Origin of the sequence: Pontibacterium sp. (assembly GCF_964228735.1) — a bacterium.
Taxonomy (GTDB): domain Bacteria; phylum Pseudomonadota; class Gammaproteobacteria; order Pseudomonadales; family Balneatricaceae; genus Pontibacterium.
This window is the reverse complement of record NZ_CAXRBQ010000036.1, coordinates 1-21249: the sequence shown is the minus strand read 5'-3', so window position 1 is coordinate 21249 and position 21249 is coordinate 1. Positions and strand designations below refer to the sequence as shown.

Sequence of the window (21249 nt, the reverse complement as noted above, 5' to 3'; positions counted from 1 at the left end):
TTCCAGCTTGAAGGTACGCATAGTCAGATATCACTGTCTGGGTGAATCGAGAATGGCGTCCATATTACCGCCGCAGGCCGCGTGGTTACAGGTGTGTGGAGATGCGAAGCTGAGTTTTAAGTCACGGAATCAGGTATAAGTCCAGTCCTCTTCTAGTCTTTTTATTAACAACCCATTCGTAATTTTCTTCCAGCAAGGACAAAACAAACTTTAATCCCTTGTTGTTTCCGTCTTTCTCATACCTTAGGCTATTCAAGTACTCAACTACCTCAAAAGCAGAAACCTTTTCAAGGATAGCATATAGCTCCGAGAAAAATATCTTAGGCTGATAGTCAGACAGGTTATTACCCTCATTATTAATCCACTTTATTTGCCGGTAGTATAGATTAGACAGCGGTGTGACTCGTTTACCCAGCGCTGTCTTATACACGAAGAAAAATTTCTCCAAGTAAAAAACAACTTCTGCAAATTTCTTTTCAGACAACTTGGTCGCTGCAAGTAAAAATGGAAGCGCATGTTTATGTCCCAGCACAACCATTAGACTATGAAGCTTTGCCTTTCTCACATCTGATATCTTATTTGAATCATAGGGCCAGCGCCCTTCTGACAAAGAGACAAGCGTATTGATGCCTTCCTCAAGCTTACGTATCTCTTCAGGAATAGAGGTTTTATCAGAGAAGAATTCTTTCGAGAAGTTTTCAACTAGCGCTGATTTTCTCTGAGATTTACCAGTATTAGCTATCAAGTAGTTTGTTAAAAGCGTATCTGTTTCACTTGAGCCTCTACTAGTAATGAAATCCCATGCCTTTTCCGAACGCTCCAATTCGAGTTCTGCTAGATTGGAATTAGCAATTTCACCGAGGGAGGATGCCCGTAACAAGTCACCTGCGGTTAGAGAGCGCCCTCTATCATTGATCACCTGGAAAAGACGATATGCATCCATCACATCAGACATTTTGATTAGAAGGAACTTGCATGACTTGGAAAGTACTCTATACAAAACATCAATGTTGGATAGCGACTTCATTGAGTCTTCCGAATTTATAAAATTCTCAACTAACCATTTATCAAAGTAATCTGATGCCTCCATTAATAGTTTATGTGAGGTTGCAACCGGTTCAGCTGCTGCACGAGACCTAACATGAGAATCATAGAATTCATAATCTCTAGCAGACATCGATACCCTGGGATATCGAATCTCAGCATTATTTTCTTCTGAGACGATCTCAATAAATTTTGATTCATACTTGGCTATACGCCTAAGCCGAAGCTCATTAAATTCAGCATCGCCAACTAACTTATCAATTGCCTCAACCATCCTAGAAACCAACAACACTGTCGTAGATAGGCGCTGCTGGCCATCAACCAGCTGATAAATAGATTTATCATCAAGAGGGTTATCATTCTCTACTTTTACACAAACAATACCACCAAAAAAATGCTCCGCTTCTTTATTATTATTTTGATGTTTATCATAAAGAGACAAAAGATCATCAGCGTACTCAATATGATTTTCTTTCCGCCATGAATACGCTCTTTGATACCTGGGCACTATAAAGGTATTTGAATCAGAGAATACACTTTCAATTGAACAGTAATTTGGTTTCACATCCATTATAGAACTCCAATTTATACTTCTAGTTCCCAAAACGCGCGATCACGGATCTTGGCAATTGCTTTCTGCCCATCTACATACAAACTATGATGCTTCTCCAGTTCGCGAATGGTATTCATCAACCGCTCCTGCTCAGCTTTATCATCCTTATTGAACAGCGACTTAATATCCTGGTTCTTAATTTGCGAAACTCGATGCACAATCCAGCTAAGGATATAAACCGAGTAGTCGTTTTCCTTAGTTTTAAAGTGGGTAATATCCTGAGTAGATAAGATAACGCCCACACCATATTCTCGACCTTCTCTTAACACCTTACGAAGACTAGGGAAGTCTTGAGACATAAAGCTGTCTGCTTCATCAACCAATACAAGTTTCGTGACCTGACGGTAATCACCTTGCACTGTTGGTTTGCCCTGCTTCTGCATCTGCGCATAAAACAAGTCTAGAGTAAGTGCAACCACCAAGTTTTGAATCTGGGACGGATATCTGGCCAACTCAATCACCCGAATACCGTCGATCAGCCCATAGAGACTAGTGCATTTCGTCACGTCATCCTCAAATACCTCTAACTCGTAGAGGCTCTCGAGCGCTGCGTAGAGGGAATCCTCTTCAACTTTCTCCTGTTCGATAAACAGGTTCCAGATGTCGGCAATGGTAGGTGCAGGACGACTCCAAGTAGAGCTATCTGCTTTATGAATACCTGCCAGCTCATAGGCTTCTGCAATCAGCTTACGCAGCTTCAGCTGCTGCTTAGTGCCTAACTGAAAAGCTCGCCCCATGGTTTCCGAAAAAGCTCGAGCCGTATGTACTGGCAACATAGGCGTATTACCAAACAGGCTGAGCGGGTTATAGGGTAGCTTGTGCAGGTTGTACTTTTTGCCGTTGGTGGCTTGTAGGAACTCATCATCAACGTAGTCAGACTTATAATCGAAAATGAGAATACCAATATCAGCCCCATTTACATTGCATCGACGATTCCGATACAACTGGGTCACCACCGACTTGGTGCACTGAGTTTTACCCGTGCCCATTGTGCCGATAATCCCTGAGTTCGTATTCATGAAACGGGCAGTATTAGTAGGCTCCCAGAACACTTCCCGATTGTCTTTTACATCATGCCCTACAAGCACTTTTAGCGGGCCATCTGCTTCTAATCCGGCTTTATAGTTAGCTGACTCTTCGGCTGCCTTTCCACATTTCGCAGCATGCTCAGCTGAAATCTGATTTTCGGTATCAACTTCAGCTTTGTGGCGCCTCTCATCCAACGACACCACTTCAGCGGCTACCTGCAAAGCACTTACACCGTTGATCACATCGACTATTGGTGCTTCATCCGCTTCCAGCGGAGTCTTCTTAGGCTCAGTACCTAGGAAATATTTCTCTGGCAAGCGTGCAAGAGAGATATCAGCAGGACGTGTAAGCATCTCCTCCAATGGCCGGGCAATCGTATCGTCCACAAGGCTGCCAGGCACTTCGATTTTAAGAATGTCATCAACCGTCTGACCGGATGCTTCTACACAACTACCACCTTCAACATTAGCTACGACAAATCCCAGTGGATAATCCGGCAGCTCCGCCACCCGATAATCGCCTTGTAACCACTGCTCTTTTTCATTGATTAACTGGTCGAAGTAACCTTCAGGATAAACACACTACAGCAAGTATTTATCAACTTGGGCTAATGCCTGACGAACAAAGAGGCTTCGGTAGATGCGATGAGCCAACGTATCATCGGACAATAGATCTTCACGCAGATAACGTGAAAGTTCACGAGCCTGTGCAACCGCTTTAGCTGCGTCATAACCTTTGCCGGCTTTGACCTCTAATGGCAATAGATACACCTGTTGATCTTTAAAACCCACAAACAGCACATCATCAGAAATTGCGCCTGCTCGATACCCCTGTACGTTTCTGGAGAACTCCGAGTCATCAATCTTCAGACCGATATTGCCCGCTACACGGATCATTTCGGCAACAGAAACTGGCACCCAGGTAATATCTGAACCGGAAAGCAAGCAGCTGACATCCTTATAAGCAGCTAGAATACCTTTCTTTTCTTTGCGCAGCTCCTTACGATCCGTCAGCATCTTAAGCAGCCACTCGCCATTGAAGGCATTAAACTCCTCAATCAGTCTGTCTTTATCCAGCTTCGATGTATCTTTACAGGCATCCCGACTCAACATTTTCTTGTACAGATCGGTTTGCCGGGTAACGGTAATCGCATCGTAACTAGCAGAGCTTGTATACTGATCAGAGTAGTGAATCAGCAGCATGTTTTGCTCATGACGGAAGAAATCCAGCGTCACTTTGGGATCGATGATTGTGGTCCAAACTGAACTATCATAAGAGCGATTCAGCTGTTCCCGGAAGGCCTCATTAACAGCGAGAGCTATCGCACTATTGTCTCTATATTCGACAGTAGACTCCCTCGCAGGATGAATCATTCGCCCTAAAATCAGTGCAATCTCTGTTGCTGCAGAATCAGCATAAGCAGTGTTTCTTAGCCCAAAGCCAGTAAGGTAATTTCCCTGCTCAGAGGCAGAGGCCTCACCGCTAATCAAACCATGGCAGGTAACGCCAGAGAGTTTCTCCAGGGGGTTTACATCAACAACCTTAACCTTCTGGTTGTTGCGGAAAAACGTTAGATGAGCGTAAGCCTGCTCTTCGCTTTCTTTATGGATGAACTTGCTGTAGGTGAGTCGGGTGCGCAATAGATCAACGACGTTGTCGGCATAATCACGCAGTTTTCCTTTGTTTAGCCCATATATCTCTTTAATCTGGTCGTAACTGGCCATGTCAGAGAAACGGTCAAACTCAGTCTTACCGTAAGCGTCATCGTAAATATTTACATGAATGTTGAAGGTATCTTCATGATGACGCTGGATATATTCCACAATCCCCAGGAACAGCTCTCGGTTGTCATGATTATTAACTGAGTTAATAGTCATTGTAGGGCGGGCTTTAGCCTGAGTATCCCACTCGAACAAAGGCTCGAAAGCTGCGGAAAACTCACCAATCTTGTCGCGAACTAATCGTACAATGTAGCTATAGCTTGATTCTTCATACGGTACGCAGCGCAGCCAAAAGTTGTTGGTGCTGTCTGCATTAACGTAGGAGAACCCGTGGCAGGCATCATAAATAAAGGGCAGTAGACCTTGTGGATTCAGTCGCTCAAGGGTCACTGCAGGCAGGCTCTCAAAGCTCTTTTCGCTCTCATCGGAAGCGCTTAATTCAGCTACAAGCTGGCGAAAATAAGCCAATACGAGAGGATGGTAGGGACTAATAAACTCGGCAAACTCTTCCAGCGTATGCCCTACCTGCAATTGTGCTTTCACAAAGCCAAGCTGAACTACACGACGAGCTTCCTGATTAAGGTATTGTTTAAGTGGCACATTCCTTACATAAGCAAGATAAGCAGTGACAACTGCATCTACGCGTTCACAGTAAGCATCATCCCAACTGACTAACGAAGGAAGCGTATTTTCATTCTCTAGATAATCAAATAGGCGTTCATAGCTATCAGCTAGGTCTGGAGCTATTACAGACAGACCAGCTATATCATATCGATCGTTATTCTCACCATCACTATAGAGGCACCGGCTTTCCAGTAGCTGGGATTCAAGCGATAACAGTGCCCGTTGCGGGTCAGTCAGTCTCGTTTCTTTATTTTCTATATATACCCGACGCTTACTGCGGTTGTAGATACCCTGAAGACCTGCATTCATCATATAGCGGATGCGACTGGTATCCAGTAATAGCGGGAGTTGAAGTGTATCGCTTGGTGCAGCGCCTTCCACTTCAAAGTTTAGTTTAGCGCGACCACTCTGCAGCGAGAAGTTGATCTGATCGACCTCGCTGGCCAGTTGCGTATAGTCGACCTCCTGAAAAGCGTTCGCCTGTAATGTATCACCCGAGTTTTCCAGAGTTTCTACAGGCTGATCACTTTTTCCAGTCAGTTGTAGCCGTGTTTCCTGGCTTTGCAAAGTCACCATAGCTTTACGTGGGTTTACCAGGAAACTGTTTTCAAACGCCTTGGTATTAAACCAACCTTCTTTCACCACGAGGCAATTAAACTTGTACTTTTCAGAAGTCTTATTGCGATCAAGTGCCAACGTAAAAAATCGAGGTTCTTCGTGAATAATGCCGGTAACCGTAATGTAAGACCGCACAGAACCACCTGAGATAGCAACTTGGTTCTGAATACCTTTCTGGGACAGCTTGAGCTCACTTTGCCGAATACTGTCACCACTGAACTCCAACACCATATCGAAATCATTACGATCAGCACTAACCGTCAGCAATAAATGACGGTTCTTCTGGTCAGATTTTCGGCTGCTTTTTACACGAGAAGCCAACCTACCAGACACACTACTCTCTCCTTCTATATGAAGCTCTTGTTTGCGGTTGCTATCTTGCTCAGTGAGGATTACCGAAAGCTCCAACTTCTTCCACTTTTCAAGGTCATCACTTGGAAAATGCTCTTTGATAAACTTGTCACTCATCAAAGGTAGGTGACCAGAGAGCTGATCTGGATAGTGCTCTACTACTTCACTGATCGTTTCGAACAACTTACGGTTATCATCCAAACGCTTACGAATCTGCTTACGATCTTTATCCATTCGTTGGATTTGAGCATCAGGAAGCAAACCAATCTCTTCGAAATCTATCCGTCCGTCATCTGCAACCGCTTTATAAAGCGGCTCGAAGCCAAACATACTACTGCGATCTTCCACTATGAGATCAAACTGATATGTCAGTAGCTCATCAGACAATGCGCGACTACCAAAGCCCTCACCGTTTTTTATTAGATCCGACAATGCCTGCTTAATCTGTAAAGGGCTATACACACCGCCCTCAGCACCAACGTCGCTAGCGCTATTGATCAACGTATCGAGCAGGCTGTTGTGAATCACAAACAGTGCCGTATTCGCAAAATCGCCTTGCTGCCCCGCCACTTCATCGCGCAGGTAGGAAATAAAGTTTTCTGTATAGCCTACACCTAGTTGTTCCGGGGCATCATTGTGAAGTACAGGAATTAGCTTAACTGCGCCACAACGTACAGCCGTTAGCTCTGTATCTCCAGCACTCAACCGGATAACCTCACCTCCTGACAACTCTACGCGTTGCAGTGCCTGCTGTAATCGAACACTATTTTCAAAACTAGGTGAACGAAATTGATAGCGAAAACCCGCAGCTACATTTCGGATAGCCCAACTAATAAAATGCTCGGCTAAGAAATCCTCAAACAGTTTTACGGACATAAACTGCATCTCCACTATCACTCATACGTTCTACATTCCCCATACGCTCAAAAAACTCGATAAGCGCCTGCTGGGATTGTTTATCGAAAAATACTCCACGGCTGTTAAAAGCAGTAAGCAGCTCATGGAAACGCAACTTATCGTTATCGCCAATAGCCAGATTGGTTAGTAAAGACAGATAGTCCTGGTTCATCACTAATACTTTTCCACTTCGGCCACGAGAACGTACAAAGGTGCTACACAAAAACTCTTCTGTGTACTTTACAAACTTGTTATTGGCAGAGGCCCGAGTGCGTCCTTTTTCAAACTGCATACAATAAAGCTTGAGTATTTGATTAAGCCAAGAAGCCGCATCATCAAAATCATTCCCGTCGGGCATTTCATACTCACGCTCTTGAGCAAAAGCAAAGGCAAACAGGCGCAGCTTCGCCGCATCTGTATCTATTAGCTTCTGGTTGAGGTACCACAACGGTCTTAAGCGTTCATTCCTGTGCTCGTTAACTTGCTGAAGCGCTTCATTTACGACGAGGTAGGGGAACAGATCCTTCAACCGCTCGAGCACCTTCTTGTGCCCATATTGAGTAAGTTGACTTCGTTCTTTACTTGCAACCTCATGCTCCATCATGAAGTACAAAGGCCGAGCCTTAGGCTCACCGGAAGCCCAACCATGAATATTCAAGCTAAGTTGAGCAGTATATAAGTACGCATATAACCGTAAAAATGGCTCCAACTGCTCCAGCATATAGTCTGGCTTGGACGCTAGAAATTTAGCATCCTGCTGAAAAGCCTCCGATAAAAACGGCAACCATGGGCGTTCACCAGCACCTGGACGGTGCTTCGTTTTATCTAAAGAACGCAGGCCTTTCGACTGCAGAGCGTTGATCATCTTCTTATCGAGAAAATGGCTGCTGCCACAATGACTCACTTCCATGTAGGTCCCCTGCAGCAAACTTGAGAACATCCGGCCTAAACGGTGTTTCGAGGCACTGTCTTTCAGGTCGTCTAATTCAAAAAGCAAGCTTTCCGGCGTCAGCCGATAAATTGATTCTTCACCAAAGTACATCGCCTCCAGGTGTGGCCAAAAATCTTCGTCATCCAAAAGCTGAAGAAACTCGTTTTTAGCCTCGGCTTTAAATGCCTCCATCCCCCCTGCTACCGGCTGGCGGCGATAGAGGTCTCGTACAAATATCGCTTTGGCAATGTTCCAGTCATACGCTTCCGCACTGTCATTAGTACGAGCTGGGAAGTAACTGTTTAGACGATTGCTGTTTTCAGGCTTGAGCGTTTCTTTCAGTACAGACGTATTCATAAGCCACTTACCCGAAGTTCTTCATCTGGTGTTTGTCTAAGACGGAAGTGCCCCTCCTCGCCGCCTTGCTTGTACAAATGCAAGGAGTTTGCTTTGCGAGCCTGAGAAGTGATGTGGTGAACTAGATCTTCCAATAGAACAATGCTGTTCTTATCATGCCGGTTAGGTCGATAACCATTTACAATTCGGCACATTAGATCCAGTAGATTGATAGTCACCGGAACCGGTTTTAATACAGTGTCACCAACAGAGATGTATAAGTTGAAGAATGATTGATCGTGGTTACGATCGTTCTGAATCTGCCGATAAGGCACGCTGAGCTCTAACTCAGCAGCCACAACATAGCTCCCCCGTACGGAAATAAAATACTCATCCTTACTTAGTTGCGGGGCACTTCGGTTTGCAAACCTATTGATCGCATTAAAGACGATGTCAGCATAGAAATGCTTCAAGTACTGTTTCTGGTTCGCTTCCCCTTCATATTCCCGATGCAACTGCCATGCATGGCAATATTCGAGCCAAACCTCATCAGTAAACGATTCGTTAAACTGCTGTAAGAAGCGGTTTTCAGTAGACATTCTGCTATGTCGTACCAGAAAGAACAAACGAAGCTGTGATAACCCACCCAGCCCTGCATCAATCTTCAGCTTCTCGGTACATTCCTGATTAAAACGATCGTACTCGCTATCTTCGATGCCAATCTGGTGTTCAATCAAGAAACGATCAATCTCGCGGCTCCGCAATATAGCTGGATCAAAGTCAGCCAAGACATGTAGGAGTTCATTGTCACCACCATCAAAAAGATTATCGAATAGGTGACCAGGTCCAGTAAGAATGCAATGGATAAAATCCAACAGCATCCGCGCTGTGATGAACTGATCTTTGCGCACACGAGCTTGAAACAGAAGCTCAACAATCGCGCGCTGAACCGGCTGCAAGCGCAGCAGCCTGTAGTTTGCACAAAGCCGCTGCTCCCCCGGTTCTTGGCGACTTAGCTCGAATGAGGAACGAAAAGGATTGTCGTGGCTATCGCGTACAACCTTATCTAGCAACCCACTGAAAAACTCAGATCGAACTTCGTGTTCTTCAATTCGAAATTTAGGAAAGGCCTCAAAGTCCAAAAAGCTGATTCGATCAACCTGAATTTCTTTCGCGATCAGGAATCGAGCTATGGCTTTACGTATCTTGAGATGATCTCGACTACCATCCTGCTGGTAGTTACCCAGCATGCCAATATTGATACCTACAATCATTGGCAAATTGGTTACACGTTGTTCGGTAAACAACGCATCTAATGTTTCAATTGCTGTACTGGATGCCGAAAAACTATGCGTCGCATCCAAATGGAACTTGATGTGGGTATGTTCTTTTTGGTAGCGGGTCAATATTTCGGACTTGCCGTCGCCACTGCTGCCACAAAGAAAGAGAATCTCCCCTGGTTGCAAGCTATGCAGTTTACTTGCGAAAGCCCTCTCTATTTCAGTTTCAACATAGAGATGCTCTTTCAACTTCTCGAAGTGAGGGTTTTCAAACGCCCCCTGCGTGCGAACCGCATATGGAGAGGATTTGGATAAAACAGTCAGTGCACTACTGAGTTTCATAGAACTACCGCTTATATTCTGCTCAATTCTAGTAACGAGACATACTTAAGACGGTAAAGATGCGAAAGATGATATTGAAGTTGTACTAATGAATGGTTCAATCGAACCGACGTCATCCTTTGAGCGCTTTACTCATCCTGAGGAGTGCTAAGCGTAAACCATTATTTCCTATAGGTATAGTGACTAAGATCTATAGGAGGCACGTACAAAAGCCTCCACAAAATGGAACGCTCAACAATTTTGACCGAGACACTCTTTAGCTTATGAGGGGTAGTTCATAACCGGAGGACTCTGCAAGAGCTCTAACCTAATGGGCACAAAAAAACCGCCAAAAGGCGGTTTCTTAGAATTTTGGTAGGACTAGGCGGATTCGAACCGCCGACCTCTACCATGTCAAGGTAGCGCTCTAACCAACTGAGCTATAGTCCTGAAGTGCGGCGTATTATAGTGAGCCAGCTTTTCTACGCAAGCCTAATTTCACCCAATTCTCTGCTCCCAATTCGAATCGGTCTTAACCAGAAGGTTATAGCGAAACCTACTGATTAACCTCGCCAGTGCCGCAGAGGTACTTGCACACCAGTCGTTCCAGCTCACCCTGTTTCTCCAACTGCTCGATCGACTCATTCATCGGCTGTAGTAGTTCCTTTTTATCCACATGCAAACGGAACACCACCGGGTTGCTGTTGTACGGTAATGAGATCTCATAGTTGAGGTTGTCTTCGCGCTGGTAGCGGATAGCCAACACTTCTTTCATCAAGCCCACGTCGTTCCAGCCCCGATGCACCCGCTGGGCGATCTGCCACTGGTTGGCGAAGTCTTCACGGATCAGGTTGTCTGGAACCGAGGTGCCACGCACGGTGGCGACGCGGCGGTTCTCAAGGTCCTTGAGGATAAACACCGGGAACGACAGCTCGGGGCTGTAGATAATCACTTCATTCACGATGCCGTAGGGACGACTATAGAACGAGACCTGCTCCAGCTCAGGCGGTACTTCGAAGTTGAGAGAGACTCCCATCTCGATATCGATCTCACCGGAGATAAAGTGGCGGCGCAGGCGAGCTTGGGAAAGCGGTATAAATTCGAGATTTACGTCCAGGTCATCGGCGACACGGCGCAGCGTATCCACGTAGATGCCCTTGTAAGCACCACCATCATCACGCCAGAAGAAAGGATTTTGTCCGGGCAGCGGCATGCCTACACGCAGGGTTTCGGCATACGCGGCAGAGCTGAACAACACACACAGCAGCACAGCGATCATGGATCGGGCTGGTTTGCTCAGGAATCTGCTTATACTGGCACGCAAGGACATATTATAATCTGACTCTATACTTTCTCGTTTTTGATCAGCCGCACCGGAATTGGTCTTTATATGCCAACAGGGTTTGAATTGCTATTACTATGGCCGTAACCACAGTCTCCGCCAAGCTTCTGGAGCCGGTTCTGCAACTGGCCCGACACTATCGCCAACCCACCGGGCAGGATCTGCAGCAGAGCATTCTGGAGATTGCCGCGCTGCCGGAGCAGGAGTTTACCAAACCCGGCGCGCGCTTTCCGGCTTCACACTACCCGAAGGTGCTCGACAAGCTCTCCGAGATCAGTGGCAACCCCCTGATCGCCCTACATCTGGGTGAAGCCACCCAGCCTCGTATGTTGGGCTCGATTGGTTTTCTGATGTCCACAGCGCCCACGTTGGAACAGGCCTACCAGACGCTGATCGATTACCTGCCGCTGCTGTTTGAAGGTGCAGTGCTGCAGATGGAGCAGACCGTCGACGGCACCGTATTAACCCTAGAGCTGAACGACAACGATCCCCACGCGGTGGAATACTTCCTTGCCTGCCTGATCAACTGGCCGCGCTGGTTGATAGGACGTCAGGTACCAGCCTTGGCGGTACAGCTAACACTGCCTGAGCCAGACAACATCCAGCCCTACCAACAGTTCTTCGCCGCCGAAGTAGAGTTTGATGCAGCCCGTAACCAGCTACTGCTGAGCAGTGACTACCTGCAAATGACCTGTGTGGACGCCAATAGCGAGATGCATCATCTGCACCGGGAGTTTGCCGATTCCCTGCTGAGTAAGGCCTCACTGCAAAACGCCCTTACCGCCCAGACCCGTAACCTGATCCGCCAGCAGCTGGCTGAAGGCGGTGGCAGTGTGCGGCGGGAGCAGATCGCCGAATCCGTTGGACTTAGCCTGCGTACCCTACAGCGCAAACTGGGCCAGCAGGGCAGCAGCTTTCAAGATATCTACGATCAGACCCGCAGAGAGGTGTGCCTGCAGCTGATCCAGCGCGGCCAACTCAGCTTTGGTGAGATCTCGTTCCAGCTGGGTTTTTCCAACCAATCCGCGTTCCAGAAAGCCTTTAAGCGCTGGATGGGGATGGCACCCAGCGAATACCGCCAGCAGGTCAAACCGGTTGAGATCGACAGCGTTACAGCGCAGACCACCAACCTGCAAAACACCGACTGGCTGAAGTCCCCCGATCGGGGAAAGCTGCTGTCACGCAAGCTGAGCAGCCTCAGCCGTTTCAGCCTCGAACTGCTGGAACGTGCCGCAATCATCGGTGAACGGTTTGACCTTAACCAGATCGCCGAAGTGACCGGCAACCCGCTGGCGCGTCTGGCGATCCACTTCTGGCCTGCGGAACAGGCCGGGTTGATCATCGCCCTGCAGGGCAGCGACGACAAAACCCAGTATCGGTTTGCCGATCTCGACCTGTGGCAGCAGATCTACCAGGCGATTCCTGGCGACGATCGGCAACGACTGCATGGGGATTACGTCCGTTATCTAATCGGAAACCTACCCCACTCTGCCGGCCTGGAACAACTTAGTGACCTGTTGTTTCATTTGCAGGAAGTTGGCTCAGAGCACACAGATAGCGAGCTGCAACACAACTATCTGCGCCTGGCGCTACGCGCTTCAGATCTCGCGCGCAAACAGCAGGATTTTGGTACCGCTAGCCGTTACATGGCAATCGCCTGTGGCCTGCCGCCCGCCAAGGGATTACCCAATCCCACTGAGCGCCGTATGCAGTGTGCCAACCTATACCTGCTGGCCGGTCAGATAACTGATGCACAGAAAGAACTGCATGCACTAGAGCAGCAGAAATTAAGTCGCTCCGATGTTGGCCGGGCGGCACTGATGACCACCCGTTTACTGCAGCACCAAAGTCGCCACGAGGATGCCCTGTCCTACCTGTTGGCACAATTGGCGCAGATCGACCAAACACTGCCGGAGCAGTCCAATGAACAGTTGTCGCTGCTGCTCACCCAGCTGAACTACATCAGTGATGCATTCAGCGCCCAGGCACTCACCGAGATGAAGGAGCTCACCGACAGCTCCCAGTATGTACGCCTGCAACTGTTGGAACAGATCGCCCTGCTCGCCCGTCAGCAGAGCCAACCGCTGCTGGCCGCTTGTGCCATCGGTCGTATGACCGAGCTGAGCCTGCGTTACGGCCGCACCCCGCTCACGCCGTTTGCGTTTGTCAGTTATGCCTGGGTTGCCAGCTGGTTCTGTGCCGACTTCTCCCTGGCTCAGACCTTCTCAGCGCAGGGTATGCAGCTGGCCAACCGCTACGGTGGCCTGATCCAGGAAAATGAAAACACCGACTCGGCAACCAGCGCCGCCCTGCTCCACTGCAGCCAGGTGCAACACTGGTTCAGCCCGCTGCGTTCCGTGCAGGAGCAACTGCAGCAGATCGACCATCTGACGGGTCAACACGGCCAGTGGTTACTACAAAGTGAAAGCCGCCTGCTGCTGGCACAGCTCAACCTGTTCTCGACCACCGATCTGAAGGAACAACGGGAACATCTGGAGCAGCAACATGCACAGATGATTAAGCAGCATCAGGCGTACTCCGCCGAGTGTTTGCAAAGCTCCGCCCTTAATCTGATTGATCAGTTAACCGCCGAGCACCGTGTCACCGCAGTGGAATACCAACATGGCTGGCAGGCGGTGAGCACTATCATCAGTGCCCTGCTGCTTGACCAACAGCACCTGTGGCACAGTTTCTATCAATGGGAATCCCAACTGGAGAACGAGCTGGCCGGTTACTTTGGAGTGAGCGAAGCGCTCTTTTGTACTGCGCTGATGCGCCTTATCCAGGCACAGCAACAGGGGGCGATCAGTAAACGCCGTCGCCTGGAGGTGGAGCAGCTGGAGTCACGACTTGAGATCTGGGCACGCCACTGCCCGGCCAACTTTAATGGTCAGCTTTTCCTGCTGCAGGCAGAAAAAGCACGTCTGGATGGACAATTGGCAGGCCGCTTTTTTGAGCAGGCCCTCGCCGCCACCGGCGAGCAACCATTCGGCTTTCACAAGGCGCTGATCTACGAGCGTTATGCCGAATACCTCAGCGCCTATGACCAACCAAGCCTGGCCCGTTTCTGTTTTAACGAAGCCCGCTGGTATTACGAGAAGTGGGGCGCGGAGACCAAGGTAAAACAACTGGTACAGCGCCTCGCTTTGCTGGCAAAATAGCGGTTTGCTCAAACATTCAAGAAACGCGAGCAAAGCCACATCGACAATAATTACTAAGACGATATGTAGTAGCGTATGGCACCTTGGAAAGTACTGGTCGTAGACGACGAAGAAGGCATCCACGGCATCACCCGGATGATCTTCCGTGGTTATGAATTTGAGCAACGCCCGATCGAACTGATCAGCGCCATGAACGGCACCGAAGCCAAGGATATGCTGGCGCAACACCCGGATATCGCACTGGTATTGCTGGATGTGGTGATGGAAACCGATAACGCCGGTTTGTTGTTGGTGGAGCATATCCGCAACGACCTGAGCAACAAGGACATCCGCATCGTCCTGCGTACCGGCCACCCGGGTTATGCACCGGAAGCCCAGGTGATCGTGAACTACGATATCAACGACTACCTGAGTAAGGCCGAGCTCTCTGCTTCCCGTCTGCTAACCTCCGTGGTGGTTGCCCTGCGCTCCTACCGCGATATCAAATCTGCCCGCCAGCAAGCCGCCGCAAACCCGGAACAACCGGGCAACGACAACCAGCTGCTGGAATCTGCGGCGAAACAGCTACATGGCCAGATGCAACCAATCCTGCAACAGAGCCAGCGTCTGCAGCAGTTTGATCTGAACCCGGTTGCCAAGGATCTGACCAGCAACCTGCACGCGCAACACCAACGTCTGCACAACAGCATCACACTGCTGAGCGAGATTAGCGCCCCCCACCAGACCGATATGATCGAACCGATCACCCTGATGGATGAGGTGTTGCACACCTTCCTGCCACAAAGCCGTCGCGATGGTTGGTTGCTGGATTACAGCATCGACCCGCAACTGCCTGCGCAGATCAAAACCGATCCGGCGTACCTGCGTCAGCTGTTGCTTAGTTTGGTGGAGTTGGCGATTCTGCAGGCTGGCGGCAACGATCTGAAGATTGTCATGCAGGCCGGTAGCCAGGATGACCAGATGGTGTTGAGTATTGCACAGACCTTTGGTCAGCCGCGCTTCAGTCAGGAGCCGTGGGTGGTACATCTGCAGCAACAGATTAAATTGTTGGCCGAGCAGCTGCATGGTCAGATGCTGGATATCGAAGACAACGGCGCATTGCGCTGCGTATTGCCGATTTGAGGGTGTTGGGCATCGCGTTGCGATGGCCAACCTACGTCACCGATCATTCCCCATCCACGCTTTTACCTCGTTCCCATGCTCCGCGTGGGAATGCAGACCTAATCCTGCCAGTAGGTTCCCACGCAAAGCATGGGAACCAGATTAGGTTTCGTAATCTGTATGTTCAATCTGTAGGGCACCCTTTAGGGTGCCGGTAGCCTGAAGGCTACCCTACAAAAATCCTCCACGTTTTTCTCACCCACATACTCTGACCGTAGGTTGGGTCGAGCGTAGCGACACCCAACATCCGTCACGGATGCAGAGAACATTAGAATCTGGGGATAAAGAAAGGGGTAGCAGCTGCAAAGCAGCTGCTTGGGGGTGAAGGCAGCGGGGCTTAAGCGCTGCCTTCAACCACTCTGATATCTGCGCATATCAAAGCGGCGAGTGACTTTGGAGCCCTGTCCAACTTCCCTGTTGCTGGGCATCGCTAGGCGATGGCCAACCTACATGGGCGCAGGGTAAAAAGTCCCGCCTGCGAGCACAGACGGGTAACCTGCATGAGGACTCCGGTATTGGTTATCCGTGGGGATAACCATTGCTGCCTGGTGTTCTGAATCCGCTTGGATCAGTTGCCAGACAGCATGTAAATCGTTGCTTCTTCCTTCTGACGCTCGATCCACTGATCCGCTTCTGCACGGCTGTTGCCGAAGAATACGACGCGGGATTTCTGGCTCAGCTTACCGTTACGACCGATCTCGTAGCGGTATACCCACCAGCTATTTTCTCCCATTTGGGTCACTTGAAGTGCGAATTGAATCAGTACTGCCGGACGAAAAGGGTTATTAGAAGTCATGATGGCGTTACGTTTTGGGTGTTGGTTTAGATTTAATTTCAGGTTGTTTGTTAATCCGTGGTTCCCGATGTGGGGAACCACGGAGTTTTCTGCTTGCTTACTCTGTTACTTAGCCTGCGCCAGTTCCAGCAGTTCGCGGATCGCCACGGTGAAGATGGCGAAGTCCTGCTGTGCACTGTTGCGGATGTCGTTCAGCAGACGCTGCCAGCGCTTGAGCATGGTTTCGTTGCTGGCAAACCAGCTCTCCAGCTGAGCACCGTTGCCGCTCTCTTCTGCGGCTTCCGCTTCTTCAACTTCCGCTGTCAGTACAGAGACGGTAATCGCCTGCTGGTGACGGGTCAGGTCTTCGCGGAAACCGTCACGTGCCATGGTTTCCCAATGGTTGGTGGTTTCCAGCTCTTTCACCTGGTGGTCGAACCAGTGCAGCTGCAGGCGGTCGCCCAGGCTGAAGTGGATCTCGGCCACTTTCTCCAGCGGCTGGTTGGTCTCTTCTGCCGCCTGGATAACACCCAGCAGGGAGTACAGGCTGTCGGCACCCGCCACAACGGCGGCCAGTTCTGCAGGTACACCTGCCCCCACCAGCTCGTCGTGTTTCTGCTGCCAACGTTCCAGCGGCTCGCCGTTCAGCAGACTCTGCAGCTGACTGCTCAGCTGCTGTACCGCAGGACGGAACTGCTCAACCACGCTTGCCACTTCTGTGCCTGCACGCTGGTTACGTACAAACCAGTAAGTTGCGCGACGGCCCATACGGATCAGGTCAGCCATCATCTGCTGCTGCAGCGCGGCATCCACCTTGTTGTCCAGCGCTTCGATATCAGCCCACAGCTGCTGGATGCCGAACACGTCACGGGCGATCACGTAAGAGGCCGCCACTTCGTCAAACGCAGAACCAGCCATCTGGCTTAGGCGCTCACCAAAGGTGATACCCATGGTGTTCACCATACCGTTAGCGATCTGGGTGGCGATGATTTCACGGCGCAGGCGGTGCTGGTTGATCTGTTCGTGGTAACCGTCGATCAGTGTCTGCGGGAAGGCAGTCATCACTTCGCGGCTCAGGTATTCGTCCCCGGTGATCCAGCTATCGATCAGGCCTTCTTTCAATTCAGCCTTCACGTAGGAGATCAGCACAGACAGTTCCGGACGGGTCAGACCCAGGCCATTCACCTTGCGCTCCTGCAGCACGTCATGTGCCGGGATAAACTCCAGTTCGCGGTCCAGCTTGCCTTCATCTTCCAGACGGTTGATCAGGCGGGTGTACTCGTCCATGGAACCGTGTGCGTGGTTCAGGGCGATACTGATCGCCTGTGCCTGTTCGTAGTTGTTGTGCAGTACCAGCTCGGCCACTTCGTCGGTCATATCACGCAGCAGCGCGTTACGCTGCTTCACGGTCAGGTCGCCGTTGGCCACCACTTCGTTCAGCAGGATCTTGATGTTGACCTCGTGGTCGGAGCAGTCCACGCCACCGGCGTTATCGATAAAGTCGGTGTTGGACTTACCGCCGTTGGCACAGAACTCCATACGGCCCTGCTGGGTGAAGCCCAGGTTACCGCCCTCGCCCAGTACCTTGCAGCGCAGTTCGTTACCGTTCACACGCAGGCCGTCGTTCGCCTTATCGCCCACTTCCGCGTGGGTTTCGTGGCTGGCTTTCACGTAGGTACCGATACCGCCGTTCCAGATCAGATCCACCGGTGCTTTCAGCAGCGCGTTGATCAGGTCATTTGGTGTCAGACGGTCCGCTTCGATCGCGACGCGCGCTTTCATTTCCGGGCTGATCTCGATCCATTTCGCCGCGCGGCTGAAGATACCGCCACCGGCAGAGATCAGTTCCTGGTTGTAGTCTTCCCAGGTGGAGCGTGGCAGTTCGAACATGCGCTGACGCTCAACGTAGCTGCTCGCCGCATCCGGGTTTGGATCGATAAAGATGTGCATGTGGTTGAACGCCGCGCACATCTGAATGTGTTCGGACAGCAGCATGCCGTTACCGAATACATCACCGGCCATATCACCGATACCGATGACGGAGAACTCTTCGCTCTGGGTGTCGAGGCCCAGCTCGCGGAAGTGCAGCTTCACGGATTCCCACGCACCACGGGCGGTGATGCCCATGCCTTTGTGGTCGTAACCCTGAGAACCACCGGATGCAAACGCATCACCCAGCCAGAAGCCACGGCTTTCTGCGATCTCGTTGGCAATGTCGGAGAAGGTCGCGGTGCCTTTGTCCGCTGCCACTACGAAGTACGGATCGTCTTCGTCGTGACGTACCACGTCGACCGGTGGTACCACTTCACCGGCCACCAGATTGTCGGTGATATCCAGCAGTGCGCTGATAAAGATCTTGTAGCTGGCGATACCTTCGTTCAGCCATGCTTCACGGTCGCCGGAGGTTGGCAGCTGCTTAGCAACAAAACCACCCTTCGCACCGACAGGTACGATGACGGAGTTCTTCACCTGCTGCGCCTTAACCAGACCCAGCACCTCGGTACGGTAGTCTTCCAGACGGTCGGACCAACGCAGACCACCACGGGCAACCTTACCGCCACGCAGGTGAACACCTTCCACACGCGCGGAGTACACGAAGATCTCGAACATCGGGCGCGGCAGCGGGATGTTCTTGATCATGTTCGGGCTCAGCTTGAAGGAGAAGTAATCCTTCAGCTCGCCGTTTTCGTCATGCTGGAAGAAGCTGGTACGCAGGGTTGCTTTGATCAGCTCCAGGAAGCGACGCAGGATCTGGTCTTCGTTAAGGTTATCCACCTTGTCCAGCGCATCGATGATGCTGGACTCGATACGATCCGCCAGCGCTTTAACCTTGCCGCTGTCCTGACGGCTCGGCTCGAAGCGTGCACGGAACAGCGCCACCAACAGTCGAGTCACCTGGATGTGACGGGACAGTGCACCCGCGATGTACGGCTGGGAGAAACCAAAACGGATCTGCTGGCTGTAACGGGCGTATGCACGCAGCATCGCCACTTCACGCCAGCTCAGGTTGGCGCCGATTACCAGCTGGTTGAATTCGTCATTCTCTGCACCACCGCTCCAGATGCTGGCGAATGCGTCCTGGAATACGTCCTGCACTTCGTCCAGCACTACCGGCTCGGAGCCCTGGTAGATCAGGGTGAAGTCGTGCATCCAGAACTGTTTGCCGTCGGCGCGGCGTACCGCGTATGGGTGCTCACCCACCACGCGCATACCGAGGTTTTCCAGCACCGGGATCACGTCGGACAGCACCAGTGGCTCACCGGCGTTAAACAGTTTGAAGCGCAGCAACTCGGAGCTCTGCTCCAGCACGCGGTAGAAGCTCATGGTGATCGGGTTGGCGTCACCCAGGGCTTCGATGCGCTGAATGTCGTAGACGGCGCTGGCCGGGCCGAAGTGCTCACGGTACGCGCTGGTGAATGCGTAGCGGTAGTTGTGCAGCAGCTGGTTGCCCTTCTCTTCACCGCAGGCATCGGTCAGCGCGGCGTGCAGCTCGTCACTCCAGTCGCGGGAGATCTTAACCACGTCCGCTTCCAGCTGTGCCATATCCACATCCGGTGCATTGTCCGGATCGATACGCAATACGTACTGTACGCGTGCCAGTACAGATTCGCTGAAGGTGGTGGTGAATTCGCTGCCGGTACCGCCGGTCGCCTTCATCAGCAGATCCTGCACCTGCAGGCGCAGTTCGGTGGTGAAGATGTCACGTGGTACGTAGTACAGGAATGTCACGAACTGGTTGCAGCGGTCACGGCGCATCAGCAAGCGCGCTTTACGACGCTCGTTCAGGCTGAAGATACCCATGGCAATCTCCAGCAGCTGCTGTTCGGTGGTCAGCATCAGTTCGTCACGCGGCAGATCGTTCATGATCTGCAGCAGGTGTTTACCGTTGTGGCTGTTGCGATCGAAACCGCTGCGCTCCAGCACGTTGTTCGCCTTGTCGCGGATCACTGGGATCGCAGACATCGGCAGGGAGTACACAGAGGAGGTGTACAGACCGTGGAAACGGATCTTGCCGATCACGTTGCCTTCGTCGTCAAACTGCTTCAGGACCACACGGTCCATGTATGCAGGACGGTGCACCATAGAGGAACGCGCGTCTTTGGCGAACATCAGTGGTGATGGTTCCAGCAGGAACTCACGCTCGGCATCGCGCAGCTCAGACAGCGCACGGCCCGCCACCATATTGTCCAGTTTGAAGATACCCAGCTCAGAGCCTTCAACCGGCAGTACCTGATCACCGTCGATGCGGATCTCGTCGTAGCCCAGGAAGGTGAAGTGGTCATCCAGCATCCAACGCAGGAACGCCTGAATGTCTTCCTGCTCGCCGCGCTCGGTCAGATCGGCCAGCATCGCCTCGGCACGGCCCTGCATCGCTTTGTAATCTTCCACGGCGATGTGTACGTGTTTGAGGACTTTATTCAGTTTGTCGTAGATCGCTTTCAGTTCAGCGTCATCGCTGGTGCGATCCACTTCGAGATAAATAACCGATTCCGCTTGCGCGCCTTCGGCCGACTTCTCACAAAGTTCGATCAACTCGCCGTTTTCGTTGCGGCGGGTAAACAAAATGGCATTGTGGATGGTATGGATCACCAGCCCACAGCGGTTCAGTGCCATACGCACTGAATCGACCAAAAACGGGATATCCGCCTGTACGATCTCGATCACGGTGTGCTGCGCGCGCCAGCCGTGCTGTTCCAGATCCGGGTTGTAGAGACGAAGTTTAGGTTTAAGACCGTCAAAGGACTGGACAAATTGCCAGCTCGACAGGGTGGCGCCATAGAGGTTTTCCAGAGAGCGCTCGGCCAGCTCTTCGGAAGTTGCGGTCTTGTAGTAATGACTTGAGAAGTCGGTCACCTGCGTGGCCATTTCGGCAGACAGGCGTTGCTGTAGAAGGTCGGTCAACGGAGACAGCAACGCACTGCTGTCGCAGATTCGTTCGGACATTGTCGGTTATTTTATCCTGTATTAGGCGTTAGTTTTATCGTTATATATGGAAGCTACGCCCAAGCCCGAAACCCTCTTTTGGAGGCCTTTTCGGACCTGTT

10 protein-coding genes and 1 tRNA gene are annotated in these 21249 nt (G+C 50.9%); 2 read left to right on the top strand and 9 right to left on the bottom strand.

The genetic code is table 11. The features are described 5' to 3' along the window. Nucleotides 1-121: 121 nt before the first annotated feature. The 7 genes from ACEQ15_RS03680 to ACEQ15_RS03650 form a co-directional block, all read right to left on the bottom strand. Nucleotides 122-1615 carry a DUF262 domain-containing protein gene (locus ACEQ15_RS03680; RefSeq protein ID WP_370277693.1) on the bottom strand — a complete coding sequence of 498 codons (1494 nt, stop codon included), beginning with the start codon at nt 1613-1615 and terminating at the stop codon, nt 122-124. 14 nt (nt 1616-1629) lie between these two features. Next, nucleotides 1630-3195, bottom strand: coding sequence for an ATP-binding protein (locus tag ACEQ15_RS03675; RefSeq protein ID WP_370277692.1), 1566 nt, complete (start codon nt 3193-3195; stop codon nt 1630-1632). 72 nt (nt 3196-3267) lie between these two features. Beyond that, nucleotides 3268-6876, bottom strand: a complete 3609-nt coding sequence (gene dptH / locus ACEQ15_RS03670) for a DNA phosphorothioation-dependent restriction protein DptH (protein ID WP_370277691.1) — start codon at nt 6874-6876, stop codon at nt 3268-3270. Continuing rightward, entirely contained in the window at nt 6857-8185 is a 1329-nt protein-coding gene (gene dptG, locus ACEQ15_RS03665) for a DNA phosphorothioation-dependent restriction protein DptG (protein WP_370277690.1), read from the bottom strand. The genes dptH and dptG overlap by 20 nt, the downstream gene beginning before the upstream one ends. Beyond that, nucleotides 8182-9786 (bottom strand): DNA phosphorothioation-dependent restriction protein DptF, encoded by a 1605-nt coding sequence (dptF, locus tag ACEQ15_RS03660; RefSeq protein WP_370277689.1) that lies wholly within the window; start codon nt 9784-9786, stop codon nt 8182-8184. The genes dptG and dptF overlap by 4 nt, the downstream gene beginning before the upstream one ends. 352 nt (nt 9787-10138) lie before the next feature. Continuing rightward, nucleotides 10139-10215, bottom strand: a tRNA-Val gene (locus ACEQ15_RS03655). Nucleotides 10216-10321: 106 nt separating this feature from the next. Further along, a complete protein-coding gene (locus ACEQ15_RS03650; protein ID WP_370277688.1) occupies nt 10322-11044 on the bottom strand; it encodes a substrate-binding periplasmic protein in 723 nt (240 codons plus the stop codon). A gap of 140 nt (nt 11045-11184) precedes the next feature. Between ACEQ15_RS03650 and ACEQ15_RS03645 the strand changes: the two genes are divergently transcribed. Together ACEQ15_RS03645 and ACEQ15_RS03640 are read left to right on the top strand one after the other, a co-directional pair. Further along, a complete protein-coding gene (locus ACEQ15_RS03645; RefSeq protein ID WP_370277685.1) occupies nt 11185-14268 on the top strand; it encodes an AraC family transcriptional regulator ligand-binding domain-containing protein in 3084 nt (1027 codons plus the stop codon). A 75-nt stretch (nt 14269-14343) separates the two neighbouring features. Further along, complete coding sequence (locus ACEQ15_RS03640; protein ID WP_370277684.1) at nt 14344-15390, top strand: response regulator; 1047 nt, start codon at nt 14344-14346, stop codon at nt 15388-15390. A gap of 607 nt (nt 15391-15997) precedes the next feature. Here ACEQ15_RS03640 and ACEQ15_RS03635 read toward each other — a convergent pair. Together ACEQ15_RS03635 and ACEQ15_RS03630 are read right to left on the bottom strand one after the other, a co-directional pair. Beyond that, on the bottom strand, nt 15998-16162 hold the full coding sequence (locus ACEQ15_RS03635; protein WP_370277683.1) for a hypothetical protein: 165 nt from the start codon (nt 16160-16162) through the stop codon (nt 15998-16000). A gap of 168 nt (nt 16163-16330) precedes the next feature. Next, nucleotides 16331-21148 carry an NAD-glutamate dehydrogenase gene (locus tag ACEQ15_RS03630; protein WP_370277682.1) on the bottom strand — a complete coding sequence of 1606 codons (4818 nt, stop codon included), beginning with the start codon at nt 21146-21148 and terminating at the stop codon, nt 16331-16333. Nucleotides 21149-21249 lie beyond the last annotated feature (101 nt).